Below are 16,515 nucleotides of genomic sequence, written 5' to 3'. Positions count from 1 at the left end.
GTGCCGAAGGATCGCGAACTCGTCCTCGTCTCCCTCCTGCAGGAGGCGACGCGGATCGCGAACGAAGCCGACGACATCCGCGACGCCGGGCTCCCGGTCATCAATGCGGTGTGCGCGGCGACCGGCTGGCCGGTGGGGCACCTGTGCCTGCCGGACGAGCGCGACCGCCGGGTCTTCGTCTCCACCGACGTGTGGCACGAGGACGTGCCGGGGGAGTTCGCCGAGTTGCGCAAGGCCAGCGAGGACGTGCGCTTCCCGCTGGGAGCCGGCATCATCGGGCGCGCCGCCAAGACCGGCCGCCCGCAGTGGGTCGCCGACCTGACCGCCGAGCCGACGCGGGTGCGGCCGGCCGTCGACGGGGTCGGCTCCGCCATCGCCTTCCCCATCACCGGGCGCGGGATCGTCGCCGCGGTGCTGGAGTTCTTCACCCGCGAGCCGGTCGAGCCGGACGCGGGGCTGCTGGAGATCATGGCCGACGTCGGCATCCAGCTTGGCCGGGTCGCCGACCGCATGGCCGCCCGCCAGGCGCTGCTGTTCGGCTCCCAGCGCCTCGAGCGCATCCTCGACAGCTGCGTCGAGGCCTTCGTGGCCATGGACGAGGGCGGCATGATCACCTCCTGGAACGCCGCCGCGGAGAAGGTGTTCGGCCTGTCCAAGGAGGAGGCGATCGGCCGGCGGCTGGCCGACACCATCGTGCCGCCGCAGTACCGCGAGGCCCACCACCTCGGCGTCGGGCGCTTCCTGACGACGGGGGAGAGGCGGGTCCTCGACAACCGCATCGAGATCACCGGCTGGCACGCCAACGGCTACGAGTTCCCGGTCGAGCTCGCCGTCTGGGCGGTGCGGGACCCGATGATGGGCTGGACGTTCAACGCGTTCGTGCACGACATCACCGACCGCAAGCGCACCGAGGACGCGCTGCGCCACGCCTACGAGCACGAGCGCGAGGCCGTCTCCCGGCTGCGCGAGCTCGACGTGGCCAAGAGCGACTTCGTGGCCACGGTGTCGCACGAGTTCCGCACCCCGCTGACCAACGTCATCGGCCACCTCGAGGTGCTCACGTCCGGCGACGCCGGCCCGCTCAACCCGGCGCAGTCGCGCATGCTCGGCGTCATCGGCCGCAACTGCGACCGGCTGCGCGCGCTCATCGAGGACCTGCTCACCATCTCCCGGGTGGAGGCCGGCGTCTTCGACCTCGAGCTGCGCGAGACCGACCTGCACGCGGTGCTCGCGGGCGCCTGCGCGGCCGTCGAGCCGCGGGCCAAGCGGCGCGGCCACCGGCTCGTGCTCGCCGTGGAGGGGCGGCTCGGCACCGTCGAGGCCGACCCCGAGCAGCTGCAGCGGGCGCTGGTCAACCTGCTCGTCAACGGCGTGAACTTCACCCCGGACGGCGGGCTGATCGAGCTGACCGCCCGCGTCGACGGCGACCAGGTGGAGATCAAGGTCCGCGACAACGGCGTGGGCATCGACGCCGACGAGCAGCCGCAGCTGTTCACGCGCTTCTTCCGCGGCACCTTCGCGGTGCGGGAGGCGGTGCAGGGCGCGGGGCTCGGGCTGGCGATCACCAAGACGATCGTGGAGGGCCACGGCGGCGAGATCTCCGTGGACAGCCTGGTCGGGCACGGCACGACCTTCACGATCCGGATTCCGCGCGAGCGTCCCCTCTGGCTCTGACCGGCTCCGGCGCCGCCGTGGCGAAGGGCTGCGTCTGTACGGTCTGGAAGCCGGTCCGCGTCATCTCGCCCCACACGTGCTTGCCGCCCCGCAGCGCCGACCACATGCCCATGACCCGCCACAGGGCGGTGAGCTGCCGGTAGCCCACGTTCTCGAGGATCGAGGCGAGCACCGAGGCGACCAGGTCCGTCCACCGGTGGTAGCGGTGGAACGAGTACTCCTCGACGGTCAGCGCGATGAGGTTCAGCAGCAGCGCGTAGCCGTAGGCCACGGCGATGAACACGAGCGCGAAGTGCGTGTCGACGGCGCCGGCCCAGAGGCCGAGCGGGACCAGGATCACCCCGGCGAGCTCGATCACCGGGGCCAGCAGCTCGAACAGCACGTAGTACGGCATCGCGACGAGGCCGATGCGGCCGTACCGCGGATTCAGGATCATGCCCTTGTGCTTGCCGAGGATCTCGGCGATGCCGCGGTGCCAGCGGCGGCGCTGCTTGCCCAGCACCTTCAGCGTGCTGGGCGCCTCGCTCCAGGAGACCGGCTCGGCCACGAACACGATGCGGTAGTCCCGCTTCTGCCGGCGCAGGTGCCTGTGCAGCCGCACCACGAGCTCGGCGTCCTCGCCGATGCAGTCGTGCGCGAGGCCGCCCACCTCGACGAGCAGCTCGCGGCGGAAGATGCCGAACGCGCCCGAGATGATGAGCAGCCCGCCCAGGCGCGACCAGCCGGTGCGTCCGAGCAGGAACGCGCGCAGGTACTCGACCACCTGCACCCGCGGCAGCCAGCGCCGGGGCATCCGGACGTCGACGATGCGGCCCGCCACCACGCTGCAGCCGTTGGCGACGCGGATGACCCCGCCGGAGGCGACGGTGCGCACGGGGTCGTCGGAGAACGGCTTGGCCACCGAGAGCAGCGCCTGCGGGTCCAGGATCGAGTCCGCGTCGACCATGCACACCAGCGGGTGCTGGGCCACGTTGATGCCGGTGTTGAGCGCGTCGGTCTTGCCGCCGTTCTCCTTGCGCACGACTACGAGCGGGTCGGGGCGCTCCGCGGGCACGTGGATGGAGATGATGCCGCCGCGGGTCGGGGTCGCGCCGGGCACCACCCGGGGCACCTCGACGAGCCCGAACTCCTCCCGCAGCCGGTCGAAGGTGTCGTCGGACGAGCCGTCGTCGATGACGATGACCTCGAAGACCGGGTACCGCAGCGCGAGCATCGCCTGGACCGACTGCACGATGCCGGCCGACTCGTTGTACGCGGGCACGAGGACCGACACGGGCTCGGTCAGGGGGCTGCGGTACGTCTCCTCGTGCCCGGCGAAGGGCACCCGGCGCAGATGGTGCACGAACTCGGCGCCGGCCAGCACGATCAGCACCAGATAGCTGCTGTTGATGACGAGGAAGTACGTGAGGATGCAGACGTCCGTCACGGCCAGCAGCTGCCGGGCCCACTCAGCCATGATCAGGGCACCGTCTGCTTCCGCTTGTCGTCGAGCCGCGCGGCGGCCAGGGCCTCGCGGGCGTGGGCGGCGCCGAGCAGCACCTCGGGGTCCGGCCCCTCGCCGGGGTCGGCGCTGTGCCGGGGGCGCACGTGCGCGCGGTGCTCGGCGGCCACGAGGGCGGCCCGGCCGGCGTTGCCCAGCCGCAGCAGGGAGCGGGCGGCGTTGTGGGCGACGGCGTACTCGGCGTCGGCGAGCAGCCCGGTCAGGGCCGGGGCCGCGCTCACCGCGCCGAGCTCGCCCAGCGCCTTGGCGGCTTCGGCGCGCAGTACGGCCGGATGCTGCGGCTGCAGGGCATCGACCAGGGGCGCGAGGGCCGTGCGGGTCCCGAGCCGGCCCAGCGTGCGCGCGGCGGCGACGCGGACCTCGACGACCGGATCGGCCCGCAGCGCGCTCTCCACCCGCACGGTCGCGCCGACGGCCCCGATCAGCCCGAGGACCTCGGCGGCGCAGGCCCGCACGGGCGCCCGGGGATCGTCGAGCGCGGCGAGCAGGGCGCCCTGGGCGGCGGTACCGAGGCGGGTCAACGCGGTCGCCACGACGTGCGCGGGCACCGGGCGGCGGCTGGGCAGGGTGGCCAGCAACGGCTGGGTGGCCCCGGCGTCGCCGATGCGCCCGAGCGAGCGGGCGGCGACCACGCGCACGTCGGCGTCGGGGTCGCCGAGCAGCTCGCACAGCGGCAGCAGGGCGTCCTTGCGGCCCAGGTTGCCCAGCACCTCGGCGGCGAGCGCCCGGGCCACCGGGTCGCGCCGCTTGAGCCGGCTGCGGGCCCGCCAGGCGGCGCCGCGGCGCTCGAAGACGTCGACGAGCGCGGTGTGCGCCTCGCCGCGGACCTTGCCCAGCAGGGCGACGGCGTTGGACTCGACCGCGAGCCACACGTCGTCGGGCAGCCGCACCAGTGCCTCGATCTGTTCGGGGTCGTCGTCGCCGGCGGCGATGGCCAGCAGCAGCCGGCGAGCCGGCTTGGCCAGACGGGCGCGCCGGGCCTCGCGGGTGCGCCGGACCGTGCGGCCGGCCACGATGAGCGCGCCGAAGACCAGCGCGGCGAAGATCAGGACGAACAGCGCCACCAGGGCGGCGCCGGCGAGGGTCACGTGCGCATGCGGGCCAGGACCGCCTCGACCCGGCTCACCAACTCCCGCGGGCTGAAGGGTTTGACGATGTAGTCGTCCGCGCCGGCGCCGAAGCCGACCTCGACGTCGCCCTCCTGGGCGCGGGCCGTGAGCAGGATGATCGGCAGCGCCTTGGTGCCCTGCTCCTGCCGCAGCTGCCGGCACACGTCGATGCCGGACATGCCCGGCATCATGACGTCGAGCACGACCAGGTCCGGCGGGTTCTCGGTGGCGGCGGTGAGCGCCGCGAGGCCGTTGTCCACCGCCACGACCTCGTAGCCCGCCTGTTCCAGCTTGAAGGCGACGAGGTCCCGGATGTCCATGTCGTCGTCGGCGACCAGGATCGCGGTCATACCTCGATCTTATGCGGCATATAGGAGTCAAATCCGAAATATGGCGAAAGGGCGCCGGCCCTTCGGCCGGCGCCCTCGTGGGTCTGGAGTGCTCACCCGGGAGTGCTCAGATGGGCGGCTGCGGCGTGGGCCGCGTGCGCGACGCCCGCTCCGGGGCGTGGTGCGCGCCGATGTTGCCGTTGCTCGGCATCGGCTGGGCCGGCCGCTCGTTGGCCGCGTGCGTGACGCCGGACGCCGAGGCGATGCCGCGCGCGACGGACGCCGGGTTGGGCCGGGCGCCGGGCATGTCGGCCGGCGACGGCTTGATCTCGCGGGTCCGCGCGGCGCTGGACGCGCTGCCGGTGCTCGCGCTGCGGCTCTCGGTGTTCGCCGTGACGGTGGTGTTCGCCGTGGTGACGTGCTCTTCGCAGTACCGCTTGAAGCCCTTGAGGTCGGCCTTGAGCCGGCGGTTGAGCACCTCGACCGCGTGCTCCTCGGCCGGCATCAGCTCGCGGGCGTCGATCTGCAGCTCGGCGATGATCCGGGTCATGTCCCCGGCCATGGGCTCCAGGCGCAGTGCCTCGATGACCTGCGGCCCGTCCATCGCCTCCCAGCACAGGAACTCGTCGGTGCGGCTCTCGGTGATCCGCGCGTCGAACTCGGCCCGGTTGCCGCCGATGTCGAGCACCATGTGCGCGGTGGACGCGTCGATCGGCGCCATGCTCATGACGCCGGACATGAACTGCGGATAGTTCTCGAAGTGGGCGAGCTGCTCGTAGGCCACTGCCACCGGTACGGCCACCTCGATCGATTCTCGGGCGGTGCTCATGGTGGTCCCCCTTGCCGTCGGAGCTGATGGTTGACCACACCGTACGGCCGATTCGCCCCTTTTGCGGGTGATTCTTGGGATTACGCGAGCGGGGCCCTCGCCGGCTCGGCGAGGGCCCTTGCTGCGCTGTTGTCATTGGTGTGGCTGCGTCAGACGGTGAGGGTCCAGCTCTTGAGCGTGCCGGCGTCGCCCTTGAAGACGTCCTTGGCGACCAGCGTCCAGGTGCCGTTGCGCAGCTCCGAGGACAGGTCGATCGTCCAGGTCGCCTCGATGTTGGCCACGTCGTCGGCGGAGGTCGAGCTCTTGAACTTGTAGTCGGTGCCGTCCGGCGCGATCAGGTCGAGGCGCAGGTCACCGCGGTCGGCGTGCTTGATCGAGACCTTGACGGTCGCGGTCTTGCTCGCGTTGCCGGCGCAGTTGGCCACGACGAGCTTGCTGGAGGCGGTGCCGAGGTCCGGGATCGCGACCGGCGTGGTGCTGGTGACCGGGGTGCAGGTGGCCGGGGTGCTCGGGGTGGTCGGCGTGCTCGGGGTGGTCGGCGTGGTGACCGGCGTGGTCGGCGTCGTCGGGTTGGTGACCGGCGTGGTCGGGTCGGTGGCGGGCGTGGTCGGCGTGGTCGGGTTGGTGACCGGGGTCGTCGGCGCGGCGGCGAGGGTGCCCGTGTAGAGCAGCTTGTTCGGCGAGCCGTTGCCCGCGTTCTTCACGACGCCGTTGGTGGCGGCGGCGACGAGCGCGTCACGGACCTGCGCCGGGGTGGCGGCCGGGTGGGCGGCCAGGTAGAGCGCGGCCGCGCCGGTGACCTCGGGGGTCGCCATCGAGGTGCCGCTCATCTTCTGCGTGGCGGTGTCGGAGGAGTTCGAGCTGGAGGTGATGTTCACGCCCGGCGCGAAGATGTCGAGGCAGTTGCCGAAGTTCGAGAAGCTGGCGCGGGTGTCGTTGCTGTCGGTCGCGCCGACGGTGATCGCCTCCGGCAGGCGGGCCGGGGACTTGGTGCAGGCGTTGGCGGAGTCGTTGCCGCCGGCGACCGCGTAGGTCACGCCGGACGCGATCGACTTCTTCACCGCGTTGTCCAGCGTCGTGCCCGCGGCACCGCCGAGGCTCATGTTCGCCACGGCCGGCTTCACCGCGTTTTTGGTGACCCAGTCGACGCCGGCGATGATCTGCGAGTACGACCCGCCGCCGGAGCAGTCGAGCACGCGCACCGCGACGAGCTTGACGTCCTTGGCCACGCCGTAGGTCTTGCCGCCGACGGTGCCGGCGACGTGGGTGCCGTGGCCCTGGCAGTCGCTCGCGTTCGCGTCGTTGTCGACGAAGTCGTAGCCGGAGCGCACCCGGCCGGCGAACTCGGTCTGCGTCAGGCGGACGCCGGTGTCGATGATGTAGGCCGTGACGTTGCTCGCCGGGCCGTAGGTGTAGCTCTTGTCCAGCGGCAGCGCCTGCTGGTCGATGCGGTCCAGGCCCCAGGTGGCGGAGGTCTGCGTCGCCTCGATCTGCACGCGGCGGTCCTGCTCCACGTAGGCGACGGCCGGGTCGGCCGCCAGGCGGCGGGCGGCGTCGGCGCTCATGCGGCCGGAGAACCCGCGCACCGCGCTGTCGAACCGGTCCTCGATGCGGCCGCCGACCTTGCCGGCGAGCGCGTCCGAGGTCGTCGTGCTGCCGTCCTTCATGACCACGATGTACTGGTCCTTGAGCGCGCCCGGGGCGTCCACGTTCTGGATCGTGCCCTGGGCGGGGGCGGCGTAGGCGGCGGAGCCGAAGGTGAACGCGGTAGCGGCCGCGGCGGCGGTGCCGAAGACGATTCCGGTAATAGCGCGACGGGCGATGTTCTTCGTCATTATGTCTGCATCCCTTTACGGTGAGCCGGCATATTCGGTGGTGCATTTCCTTGCTGCAACCAGATTGCGGGCCGTGGGTGGCCTCCCCGGGACCCCTCCGGTAGCGGGCCGGTTGTCGCGGCTGGATCTGCGCGCCGTTTCGCCGGTTGCCGCCGGTTGCGAAACAGGTATCCGTCGTTCTTGAGCAGAAATGGCGGCTGGATCTTCGCGCCGTTTCGCCGGTTGCGAAACAGGTATCCGTCGTTCCTGAGCAGAAATGGCGAAGGCCGCCAGGACTGTCCGTCCTGACGGCCTTCACTCACCGGGGGGAACCGGGTGTTCAGAGCTTCACGTTGAAACGCGGGTCGGCGGCGATCTTCTGGAAGCCGGCGAGCGCCTCCGGGGTGTCGTCCATGCGGATGTCGTGGCCGCTCTGATCCTTGGCGGTCTCGAAGTACACGAGGCCCTTGATCTGCGGCATCTTGGCGAGCTGGGGCAGCACGGTGTCGTACACGGCGGCCTTGTTGCGGCCCTGGACCGTCTTCGACGAGTCGTACACGCCCCACTCGGCGACCATGATCGGCTTGCTCGGGTGCTTGGTGGTGGCCCAGGTGTAGAAGCCCGGGAACTTCGGGTCGTTGGTGCGGTTCATGAGGTAGTTGAAGTCGCCGTAGTGGAACGCGCCCGGCTCGGCGTTGTTGTACGTGTCCACGCCGACCCAGTCCACGACGTCGTCACCCGGGTACAGGTCGCCCCACCAGGAGGTGTTGTTCCACTTCTCGTAGTTCATGTACGCGACGGTGAACACGGCGTTGGTGACGCCGTCGGCCTTGAGGCGCAGCGCGGTGTGACGGAACATGGCCGCGAAGTCCTTGGCGGTCTGGCCCGAGCCGGCCGTGGGGTTCACGTCGTTCTCCGGCTCGTGGTGCAGCACCATGAAGAACGGCTTGGTGCCGAAGTTGGCCTTGATGTAGGCGGCCAGGCGGTCGATGCGCGCGTCCTGGGCGCCGGCGGCGACCTTGGCCCACGTGGTGCCGTAGCCGACCTTCCAGTTCAGCATCAGGGTGCGCGGGTGCGCCGGGTCGTTGGTCATGGCGATCTCGTCCTTGGTCGGGAAGAGCTCGTCACCCTTGTGGTACGTGTGGTAAATCGTCGAGGTGCGGCCGGACTTGGCCTCGAAGGTCTTCAGGGCCTCGTCGCGCGGCACGTCGGAGAAGCCGCCCGCCGCCGCGCCCCACAGCACGCCGCAGCTGGGGACCAGCTTGGCGTCCACCTTGCAGTCGGCCGGCTGCGTGGTGACCGGGGTCGTCGGCTGCGGGGTCGTGGGCTGCGTGGTGACCGGCGTCGTCGGCTGCGTCGTGGGCTGCGTGGTGACCGGGGTCGTCGGCTTGGTGGTGACCGGCGCGGTCGGCTTGGTGTCCTCGACGGGCTTGGTCACGACCGGGCGGACGATGCTGACGTCCAGGGTGGGCTTGCCCGCCGCGGCCTGGGCCGAGCGGAAGCGCGCCGGGGTGTTCGCGACGCTCGAGGTGACGGCGAAGGTGTACGTCCCGGCGCCCTTGACCACCGAGCTCACGTCGAACGTCACCGCGCCGGCGGTGGCGGCCGGCTTCGCGGCGGCGACGACACCCGCGAGCTTCGGGGCGTTCTTCGCCGACAGCGCCTTCTCGGTCCAGGCGGTGTCCGCGACGCGGCTCAGCGACAGCGAGCCGGGCAGGTTCTTGGAGTCGCGGGTCAGGGTCACCTTGGCGCCCTTGACCGTGCCGGCCCCGAGCGCGCCGACCTTGAACTTCACGAACGCGACCATGGTGTCGCCACCCTGGCGGCCCGCGACGAGCGTCGGGGCGGAGCCGAAGGTGTACGTCGGACGGGCGCTGGAGCTGTAGGTGTCCTCCGCGGCGCCCGAGCGCACGACGTCGGTCGTCTCCGCAGCGGCGGCGGCACCGCTGTGGATCATGGTGCCGAATCCGGCACCGAGCGCAAGCGCGGCGATCGGCATGAATGTGCGGGTGCGGCGGCGAATCATCTATTCAAAGCCCTTCCGTGGCTGGCGAAATCCTGTGGAGCGGGTTTGTGTCCGGCGTTGTCATCCGGACCTCCACAAGATTCGGCAGTCGGGGTTACACCCCCGGTTCGCCGGAAGTTGCCGTTCGGGAGTCCACCCACCGGCCGCTATGTCCACTGTGGACTCGTCGCGCTCGGCCACGCTTATCGCCGCAGCTCAGGGGGCCTGGTGTCGAAATGTTGCGGGGCGGGTATGTGATCTGCCCGCGTGATGCATCAGACGAACGGACAGGAGTGGCAACCGAGCGGCGACCGAATGCCAACGCTTCCGAACTAGGCGCCCAAAAGCGGCGAACGTAATGTTGGTCCAGTACGGCGCAACTCACTGATACGGAACAAATCGGGCGCACCGCCCCTATTACGACCTCGAGGAGACTGAAATGACCCCGATGCTGATCTCGCGCCCGGCCGTTCACGTCGTCCCCGAGCTGGCGGGGGAGCGGTGCGACAGCTGCAACGCCGCGGCCAAGGCCGTCGTGACCTTCGGCAACGCCGGCGACCTGGCGTTCTGCGGGCACCACGCGAAGAAGTTCGCGGACCGCATCACCGCGACGGCCGACAAGGTCGTGGTGGAGGAGGGGTTCGACTGGCGGAGCTGAGCCCGCTTGCTTTCGGGGCGTCCCGGCGTTGTGCCGGGGCGCCCTTTTTGCTGCGATAAGTCGGGCGCCTTTGGCTGCGATAAGTCGGGCGCTCCGCGCCGCGACTTATCGCATTTATCGCCTGACGGGGGATAAGTCCGACATGTCGTGATGCGGAGCGTTCGACATGTCGGAGTTGGGGAGGTTGTCAGGGCTCGTCGGCGCTGTGCCGGTCGATCCGGGCCCGGGTCGACCGCGCTCAGGGACCTGCTCGTCCGGCACGTGGCCCGGTGTCCGTCTCGGTCCTCGCGCCAGGGTCGGGGTGCGGGCCGGGCTCGTCGGGCGTGCCCGGCTCGGGGTGCGTGGTGGCCAGCAGTGGCAGGACCGGCTCTACGAGGCGGCCCCGCCAGTGCAGGGAGGTACGGGCCGAGAGGGCCGGGTTCGTCACGGCAGGTCGCGGCCGAAGAAGGCGGCGATCCGGCGCTGCCACGCGGCCAGGACCCGCGGCGGTCGGCCGGCGTCATGGTTACGCGAGCGACTATGTGAACGACTGTGCGAACGATGGCGCGAAGGCGGGTTCCGCGGGTGGGGCCGGTTCTCGCCGTGCTCGGGGACGCCGGGGATGCGGTGCGTGAGGCGGTGCGGCAGGTTGTCGGGCATCTCGACCTCCGGACGTACGTCGTACCGCTTGGACGTATGGTGTACGTACAAGACGTTAGACGTACGCTGTACGTGGCGTCAACGGGCTTCGTTGGACACGTGCGGGAGCCGCGTCCGCGTGTTGGTGGTTAAGTCGGATATATCGGACATTTGCCGGATAGCATGCGAGTGTGCGTCGCAGGCCGAGCCCTCATCCCCGGCGGCCCGGGTTGACGGGTCGCGAAACGGGGCTGCTCGTGGCCGTGTGGGTGGCGGGGGCGGCGTTTCTGGCGGCGGTACCGGCGCTGCTGCGGCAATTCTCGTCCCTGCTGGCGGGCGTCGTCGCGCTGAGCGCCGCCCTGGTGGCCCTCCTGCTGGTCCGGGCGCGGTCCCGGCGGCTCGCCTCCTCGCTGGCGCAGTCCTCGGCCCGGCGGCGCGGGCTGGAGCGGGCGCTTCGCGAGCGCGCCACCCGCGACCCGGTCACCGGGCTGGCGAACCGGGCGCTGCTCACGGCGATGCTCGACGGGGCCGCCTCCCTCCGCGCCGGATCCGATGCCTCCGCCGGTGCGGCCGGCGGAGCCGGTGCCGCCGGCGGAACTGGTGGGGCCAGCAGAGCCGGTGCCGCCCAGAGGGTCGGTGTGGCCAACGGAGTCGGTGCCGCCGAGGGAGTGGGCGCGGCCGACGGAGTGGGTGCGGCCAGGGGAACCGGCATCGGGGCCGAGCGGTGGGCCGAGCTGCAGCGCGGGCCGGGGCCGACGGTGATCCTGCTCGACCTCGACGGGTTCCAGGCCATCAACGACGAGCTCGGGCACGCCGCCGGGGACGCGCTGCTGCACGAGGTCGCCCGGCGGCTGCGCGTGGCGCTGCCCTCGGCCGATCTCATCGCGCGGCACGGGGACGACGAGTTCGCGGCCGTGTGGCGCGGCGCCGCGCCCCCGGACGCGGCGGAGCGGGCGCTGGGCCGGCTGCGTCCCGCGTACCGGGTGGGGGAGCGCACCGTGCACCTCACCGGCAGCGCGGGCGTCGTCGTGGCCGACGGGCGGCGCGGCTCGGCCGAGGTGCTGCGCGACGCTGGGCTGGCGTTGCAGGCGGCCAAGGAGGGCGGCAAGGACCGCATCGTCCGGTTCGAGGCCGGGCTGCGCACGGCCGCGGATCGGCAGCGCGAGCTCGCCACCGGGCTGCGGCGGGCGCTGCGCGAGGGGGAGCTGGAGGTGTACTACCAGCCGGTGGTACGCCTCGCCGACGGGCGCATCACCGCGGTCGAGGCGCTGCTGCGCTGGTTCCCGCCCGGCGCCGAGGCCGTCCCGCCCGGCGTGTTCATCCCCGTCGCCGAGGCCACCGGGCTGATCGTGCCGCTGGGCTGGTGGGTGCTGGGCCGGGCGTGCGCGCGGGCGCGGGAGTGGTACGAGCGGGCCGGGATCAGTCTCACCGTGAACGTGGCCGCGCACCAGCTGCGCGAGCCGGACTTCGTGGAGCGCGTCCGGGCGGCGCTCGCCGAGGGCGGGCTGCCGCCGGGCGCGCTCGTGCTCGAGGTCACCGAGAGCGCGCTCGTCGCCGACGCCGACTCCACGGCGCGCCTGGACGCGCTGCGCGCGGACGGGGTGCGGGTGGCGATCGACGACTTCGGCACCGGGTACTCCTCGCTCGCCTACCTCGTGCACCTGCCGGTCGACGTGCTCAAGATCGACCGTACGTTCCTGGCCACCGCCGTGGACACCACGCTCATGCGCGCGATCCTGCAGCTGGCCGGTGGGCTGTCGCTGCAGACCGTCGCCGAGGGCGTGGAGACCGAGGAGCAGGCGTCGGCCCTGCGGGCGCTCGGGTGCGAGCACGCCCAGGGGTTCCTGTACTCCCGGCCGGTACCGCCGGCCGACCTCGACGCGCTGCTGTCAGGCCGCCTCGAGCTCGGTGCGGCGCGGGCGCGGTAGCGGGGTGGGCCACTCGTCGGCGGCGGGCTCGCGCGGGGCCGCGTCCGCCGCCTGATCCCGCGGGCGTGGGGTCGTGGCGTTCGCGGCGGCCCAGCCGGGCTCGGCGGTGGTCCCCGGGCGCGGGGCGGTGGTGGTGTCCGGGGTCGTGGCGTTCGCGGCGGCCCGGCCGGGCCCGGTGCTCGTCCCCGTGCGCGGGGTGGTCGTGGTGCCCCGGTTCGCGGGCGCGGTGGCGGCCCAGCCGGGCTCGGCGGTCGTCCCCGTGCGCGGGGTGGTCGTGGTGCCCCGGTTCGCGGGCGCGGTGGCGGCCCAGCCGGGCTCGGCGGTCGTCCCCGTGCGCGGGGTGGTCGTGGTGCCCCGGTTCGCGGGCGACGTGGCGGCCACGACGCGGTCGCGGCCGGCTCGCTTGGCGGCGTAGAGGGCCCGGTCGGCCAGCGGGATGAGCTCGTCGGGCTTGTGGGTGTCGACGGGGAGCGCGGCGGTACCGGCGGAAATCGTGACGACGCGAACGGCTCCGCCGCCCAGGTCCACCGCGGTCGACCCGATCGCCGAGCGCAGCCGGTCCGCCAGCTCGCTCGCGCAGGCGGCGTCGGCGCCGGGGATGAGCAGCGCGAACTCCTCGCCGCCGTAGCGCGCCACGGTCACGCCGGGGCCGGCCGTCTCCCGCAGCCGGCCCGCGACCGCGCACAGGACCCGGTCGCCGGCGGGGTGGCCGAACGCGTCGTTGATGCGCTTGAAGCGGTCGATGTCGAGCAGGACCACGGCGGCGGGTCGCCCGGGCGGCAGTCCGCGCAGGCGCGTCTCGAACGCGCGGCGGGTGTTCAGGCCGGTCAGCGCGTCCGTGGCGGCGATACGGCGCGCGTCGGCCAGCAGCAGGGCGAGGCGCCCGAGCACCAGCAGGAAGACCAGCGCGCTCGCGGCCGCGGCCAGCGGGACGTCGCGCGTCTGGCTGCGGGTGTACTGCACGAGCAGTACACCCGGACCCAGCAGCGACACGAGAACCAGCGCGACCGGGCCGGCGGCTCGGTGGACCGGGAGCCGGCGCAGCCACGGGTGCAGCATGATCACGGCGAGCAAGGTGGCGAGCGCGACCGGGAGGGCGCCGGGGCCGAGGGCGTACACCCAGCTCAGCAGGCCCGTGGCGACGGCCGCGAGCCCAGCGTCGAGCAGCGCCGGACCGGGCCTTTGCTCACGGAACGTATTCACACCACTATTTTCCGTCATCGCGTCAACTTCGGCCAGGTTGTGTCGCCGGACCGATACCACCCTGTCTGCAACCCGGCGGACACGGTCCTGCTCTGGCGGGAGCGTGGACTGGGTTGAGGCGAAGGGAGCAAGTCATGACGCCACAGCTGCTCGAACACGTCCGTGCCGAGGCGCTTTTCTGTTCGGACGTGCAGTCCTCGGACGCCCTCGACGAGGAGCGCATCCGCCGCGCGGTCATGCTCAGCGTGCGCCGCCACGGGCCCCGCGGCTGCGCGGCGCTGGTCGCCCACGAGTTCGGCGAGCACCCCGACACCGCCGTCAGCCGGATGGGCTGGGTGCTGGACTGCATCCGTCGCGCCTACGCCCGCGCGATGGTCTGAGGCGGTTTTTGTCGTACCCCTGCGCGAGAATCCCGGTATGCGATTCGAGCAGCTGGCGAAGGTCTCCGGGGCGGTGGCGGCCACCCCCGCCCGCAACGCCAAGATCGACCTTCTGGCCGCGGCCCTGCGCGACCTGGCCGCGTCCGGCGACGAGCGCACGGTCTCGGCCGGGGCCGGCTACCTCGCCGGTGAGCTGCGCCAGCGCCAGACCGGGGTCGGCTACGCGGCCCTGCGCGACCTGCCGCCGCCCGCGACCGAGCCCTCCCTGGACGTCGCCGACGTCGATCTCGCCTTCGAGCGCATGGCCGGGCTCGCCGGCAAGGGCTCCCAGGCCGCCCGCCGGGGCGAGGTCGCCGCCCTGTTCGGCGCCGCCACCGAGCCCGAGCGCCGGCTCCTCGTCGGGCTGCTCGGCGGCGAGCTGCGCCAGGGCGCCCAGGCCGGGCTCCTTGCCGACGCCGTCGCCCGGGCCGCCGGCATCCCCTCCACCGCCGTCCGGCGCGCGTTACTGCTCGCCGGCGACCTCAAGGCCGTCGCCGCCGACGCGCTGCTGCACGGGCCCGGGGCCCTCGAGGCCTACGCGCTCACCGTCGGCCGTCCGCTCGCCCCGATGCTCGCCGCCAGCGCGCCGAACGCCACCGAGGCGATCGCCGCCACCGGGACGCCCGCCGCGGCCGACATCAAGATCGACGGGATTCGGATCCAGGTGCACCGGGCCGGGGCGAAGATCTCGGTGTTCAGCCGCAGCCTCGACGACATCACCGCCCGCCTGCCCGGCGTGGTCGCGGCCGTCGCCGCGCTCGGGGTGTCCTCGATCGTGCTCGACGGCGAGGCGGTCGGCGTCGACCCGGACAGCGGCCGGGCCATCCCGTTCCAGGAGACCTCCAGCCGGGCCGCCCGGCGCGACGGGGCGTCGATCCTGCAGCCGTTCTTCTTCGACGTGCTCCACCTCGACGGCGAGGACCTGCTCGACCGGCCGGCGGGGGAGCGCTGGGCGGCGCTCGAGCGGGTCGTCCCCGAGCCGCTGCGGGCCGGGCGCACCGTGATCGACACGCCCGAGGCGGCCGAGGCGGCGTTCGCGGCGGCGGTCGCGGCCGGGCACGAGGGGCTCGTGATCAAGTCGGTCACGGCTCCCTACGACGTCGGGCGGCGCGGTTCGGCCTGGGTCAAGGTCAAGCCCCGGCACACCCTCGACCTGGTAGTGCTGGCCGTCGAGCGCGGGCACGGCCGCCGCCGCGGGTGGCTGTCCAACCTGCACCTGGGCGCGCGGGACCCGGAGACGGGCGGGTTCGTGATGCTCGGCAAGACGTTCAAGGGCATGACCGACGAGATGCTGCGGTGGCAGACCGAGAAGCTGCGCACGCTCGCCGTCGAGGAGTCGGAGTGGGTCGTGAAGGTGCGGCCCGAGCTGGTCGTGGAGATCGCGTTCGACGGGGTGCAGACCTCGCCGCGCTACCCGGGCGGGATGGCGCTGCGGTTCGCGCGGGTGCTGCGCTACCGGGAGGACAAGCGCCCCGACGAGGCCGACACCATCGACACGGTGCGGGCGATTCACCGGGGCGGCTCGTGAGCACGCTGCTCGCGGGCGGCTCACAGGGGCGCGTTGTGCACCCGCTGAGCGTCGGCCCGCTCGTCCTCGTGGTCCTCGCCCTCGCCCTCATCGTCGTCATCGTCATCGTCCAGCAGGTTGTCCGGGCGCGGGCCTCTCGCCTCGCGGCGGGCCAGGTAGGCGAAGCCGTAGAGGGTCATCGCGGCGAAGAGCCACCACTGCAGGACGTAGCCGGCGTTCTGCAGCGCGTTCTGCTTCTCGGCCGGCACCGCGGTGAAGCCGGGCGCGGGCTCGTCCGCGCTCACGTAGGCGTCGAAGAGGGCGTAGGGCACGGTCGGGGCGATCGCCGAGGGCGTGATGCGGCGGATCTCCGCATGGCCGGAGACCTCCTGGGGCCGTCCGCCCCGGCTCTCCGAGGGGCGCAGCCGGCCGGAGACGGTCACGCTGCCCGAGGGGGCCGCGGGCACGTCGGGCGCGGTCAGCGCGCCGGCCGCGGCCGGGCGCACCCAGCCCCGGTCGACGAGGACCGCGGTGCCGTCGCGCAGGACGAGCGGGGTCAGCACCTCGAAGCCGACGGCGCCCTCGACCGTCCGGCCGCGCACGAGGATCTCGTGGGCCGGGTCGTAGGTGCCGGTCACGGTCACCCGCGTCCACTCCGTGTGCTCCGCCGGCGCCGGTCCGACCGTCCCGGCACCCCCGCCCGGCGCGCCGACGACGTCCGTCAGCGGCACCGGCGTCGCCGAGGTGCCGGCGTTGATCCGGGCATTGATCTCCGCCCGCTGGTCGTAGCGGTCGAACTGCCACAGGCCGAGCAGGACCATGACCGTCGCCGCGGCCAAGGCCAGCGCGGCGTAGCCGAGCCACCGGGGCGTCGCGAGAAACCGGTACACAACCATGCACGGTAGCCCGTCCTCTTCCGGA

13 protein-coding genes are annotated in these 16,515 nt (G+C 72.7%); 5 read left to right on the top strand and 8 right to left on the bottom strand.

Annotated elements, in window-relative coordinates; all coding sequences use genetic code 11:
- Positions 1–1,674 carry an ATP-binding protein gene (locus ACQP1P_RS41395; RefSeq protein ID WP_433079874.1) on the top strand — a complete coding sequence of 558 codons (1,674 nt, stop codon included), beginning with the start codon at positions 1–3 and terminating at the stop codon, positions 1,672–1,674.
- On the opposite strand, the gene ACQP1P_RS41390 is transcribed toward ACQP1P_RS41395, so the two are convergent.
- The 6 genes from ACQP1P_RS41390 to ACQP1P_RS41365 all read right to left on the bottom strand — a co-directional run bounded on the left by ACQP1P_RS41390 (position 1,634) and on the right by ACQP1P_RS41365 (position 9,255).
- A complete protein-coding gene (locus ACQP1P_RS41390; RefSeq protein ID WP_433079872.1) occupies positions 1,634–3,130 on the bottom strand; it encodes a glycosyltransferase family 2 protein in 1,497 nt (498 codons plus the stop codon). The two genes, ACQP1P_RS41395 and ACQP1P_RS41390, sit on opposite strands and share 41 nt — an antisense overlap.
- Positions 3,131–3,132: 2 nt before the next feature.
- Positions 3,133–4,263 (bottom strand): HEAT repeat domain-containing protein, encoded by a 1,131-nt coding sequence (locus ACQP1P_RS41385; protein ID WP_433079869.1) that lies wholly within the window; start codon positions 4,261–4,263, stop codon positions 3,133–3,135.
- Positions 4,260–4,634 (bottom strand): response regulator transcription factor, encoded by a 375-nt coding sequence (locus tag ACQP1P_RS41380; protein ID WP_350620894.1) that lies wholly within the window; start codon positions 4,632–4,634, stop codon positions 4,260–4,262. Before ACQP1P_RS41380 ends, ACQP1P_RS41385 begins: the two co-directional genes overlap by 4 nt.
- Positions 4,635–4,740: 106 nt before the next feature.
- Complete coding sequence (locus tag ACQP1P_RS41375) at positions 4,741–5,442, bottom strand: SRPBCC family protein (protein WP_433079867.1); 702 nt, start codon at positions 5,440–5,442, stop codon at positions 4,741–4,743.
- A gap of 149 nt (positions 5,443–5,591) precedes the next feature.
- A complete protein-coding gene (locus tag ACQP1P_RS41370; RefSeq protein WP_433079865.1) occupies positions 5,592–7,151 on the bottom strand; it encodes a S8 family serine peptidase in 1,560 nt (519 codons plus the stop codon).
- Between the two features lie 445 nt (positions 7,152–7,596).
- Positions 7,597–9,255: a CBM96 family carbohydrate-binding protein gene (locus ACQP1P_RS41365; RefSeq protein WP_433079863.1), complete on the bottom strand. Its 1,659-nt coding sequence runs from the start codon at positions 9,253–9,255 to the stop codon at positions 7,597–7,599.
- A gap of 445 nt (positions 9,256–9,700) precedes the next feature.
- Between ACQP1P_RS41365 and ACQP1P_RS41360 the strand changes: the two genes are divergently transcribed.
- A complete protein-coding gene (locus tag ACQP1P_RS41360; RefSeq protein WP_433079861.1) occupies positions 9,701–9,919 on the top strand; it encodes a DUF7455 domain-containing protein in 219 nt (72 codons plus the stop codon).
- 875 nt (positions 9,920–10,794) lie between these two features.
- Positions 10,795–12,465 carry a putative bifunctional diguanylate cyclase/phosphodiesterase gene (locus ACQP1P_RS41355; RefSeq protein ID WP_433079859.1) on the top strand — a complete coding sequence of 557 codons (1,671 nt, stop codon included), beginning with the start codon at positions 10,795–10,797 and terminating at the stop codon, positions 12,463–12,465.
- Here ACQP1P_RS41355 and ACQP1P_RS41350 read toward each other — a convergent pair.
- Positions 12,427–13,668, bottom strand: a complete 1,242-nt coding sequence (locus tag ACQP1P_RS41350) for a diguanylate cyclase domain-containing protein (protein ID WP_433079857.1) — start codon at positions 13,666–13,668, stop codon at positions 12,427–12,429. The genes ACQP1P_RS41355 and ACQP1P_RS41350 overlap by 39 nt on opposite strands.
- A gap of 134 nt (positions 13,669–13,802) precedes the next feature.
- On the opposite strand from ACQP1P_RS41350, the gene ACQP1P_RS41345 reads away from it, so the two are divergent.
- Together ACQP1P_RS41345 and ACQP1P_RS41340 are read left to right on the top strand one after the other, a co-directional pair.
- The gene (locus tag ACQP1P_RS41345) at positions 13,803–14,048 is read left to right on the top strand and encodes a hypothetical protein (protein WP_433079855.1); all 246 of its coding nucleotides are present in this window, start codon (positions 13,803–13,805) and stop codon (positions 14,046–14,048) included.
- 37 nt (positions 14,049–14,085) lie between these two features.
- On the top strand, positions 14,086–15,615 hold the full coding sequence (locus ACQP1P_RS41340; protein WP_433079853.1) for an ATP-dependent DNA ligase: 1,530 nt from the start codon (positions 14,086–14,088) through the stop codon (positions 15,613–15,615).
- Positions 15,616–15,635: 20 nt separating this feature from the next.
- Here ACQP1P_RS41340 and ACQP1P_RS41335 read toward each other — a convergent pair whose 3' ends face one another.
- A complete protein-coding gene (locus ACQP1P_RS41335) occupies positions 15,636–16,484 on the bottom strand; it encodes an SURF1 family cytochrome oxidase biogenesis protein (RefSeq protein WP_433079852.1) in 849 nt (282 codons plus the stop codon).
- Between the last annotated feature and the right edge of the window lie 31 nt (positions 16,485–16,515).

The sequence above is a fragment of the Dactylosporangium sp. CA-052675 genome (assembly GCF_050947935.1).
Taxonomy (GTDB): Bacteria; Actinomycetota; Actinomycetes; order Mycobacteriales; family Micromonosporaceae; genus Dactylosporangium.
The sequence above is the reverse complement of the archived record's forward strand: the minus strand, read 5'-3'. Positions and strand labels throughout refer to the sequence as shown.

Excerpts from the sequence above, each read along its gene's own strand:
- ACQP1P_RS41340 (WP_433079853.1), top strand. The coding sequence starts at position 14,086 with ATGCGATTCGAGCAGCTGGCGAAGGTCTCCGGGGCGGTGGCGGCCACC.
- ACQP1P_RS41365 (WP_433079863.1), bottom strand. The coding sequence starts at position 9,255 with ATGCCGATCGCCGCGCTTGCGCTCGGTGCCGGATTCGGCACCATGATC.
- ACQP1P_RS41375 (WP_433079867.1), bottom strand. The coding sequence starts at position 5,442 with ATGAGCACCGCCCGAGAATCGATCGAGGTGGCCGTACCGGTGGCAGTG.
- ACQP1P_RS41390 (WP_433079872.1), bottom strand. The coding sequence starts at position 3,130 with ATGGCTGAGTGGGCCCGGCAGCTGCTGGCCGTGACGGACGTCTGCATC.
- ACQP1P_RS41360 (WP_433079861.1), top strand. The coding sequence starts at position 9,701 with ATGACCCCGATGCTGATCTCGCGCCCGGCCGTTCACGTCGTCCCCGAG.
- ACQP1P_RS41380 (WP_350620894.1), bottom strand. The coding sequence starts at position 4,634 with ATGACCGCGATCCTGGTCGCCGACGACGACATGGACATCCGGGACCTC.
- ACQP1P_RS41345 (WP_433079855.1), top strand. The coding sequence starts at position 13,803 with ATGACGCCACAGCTGCTCGAACACGTCCGTGCCGAGGCGCTTTTCTGT.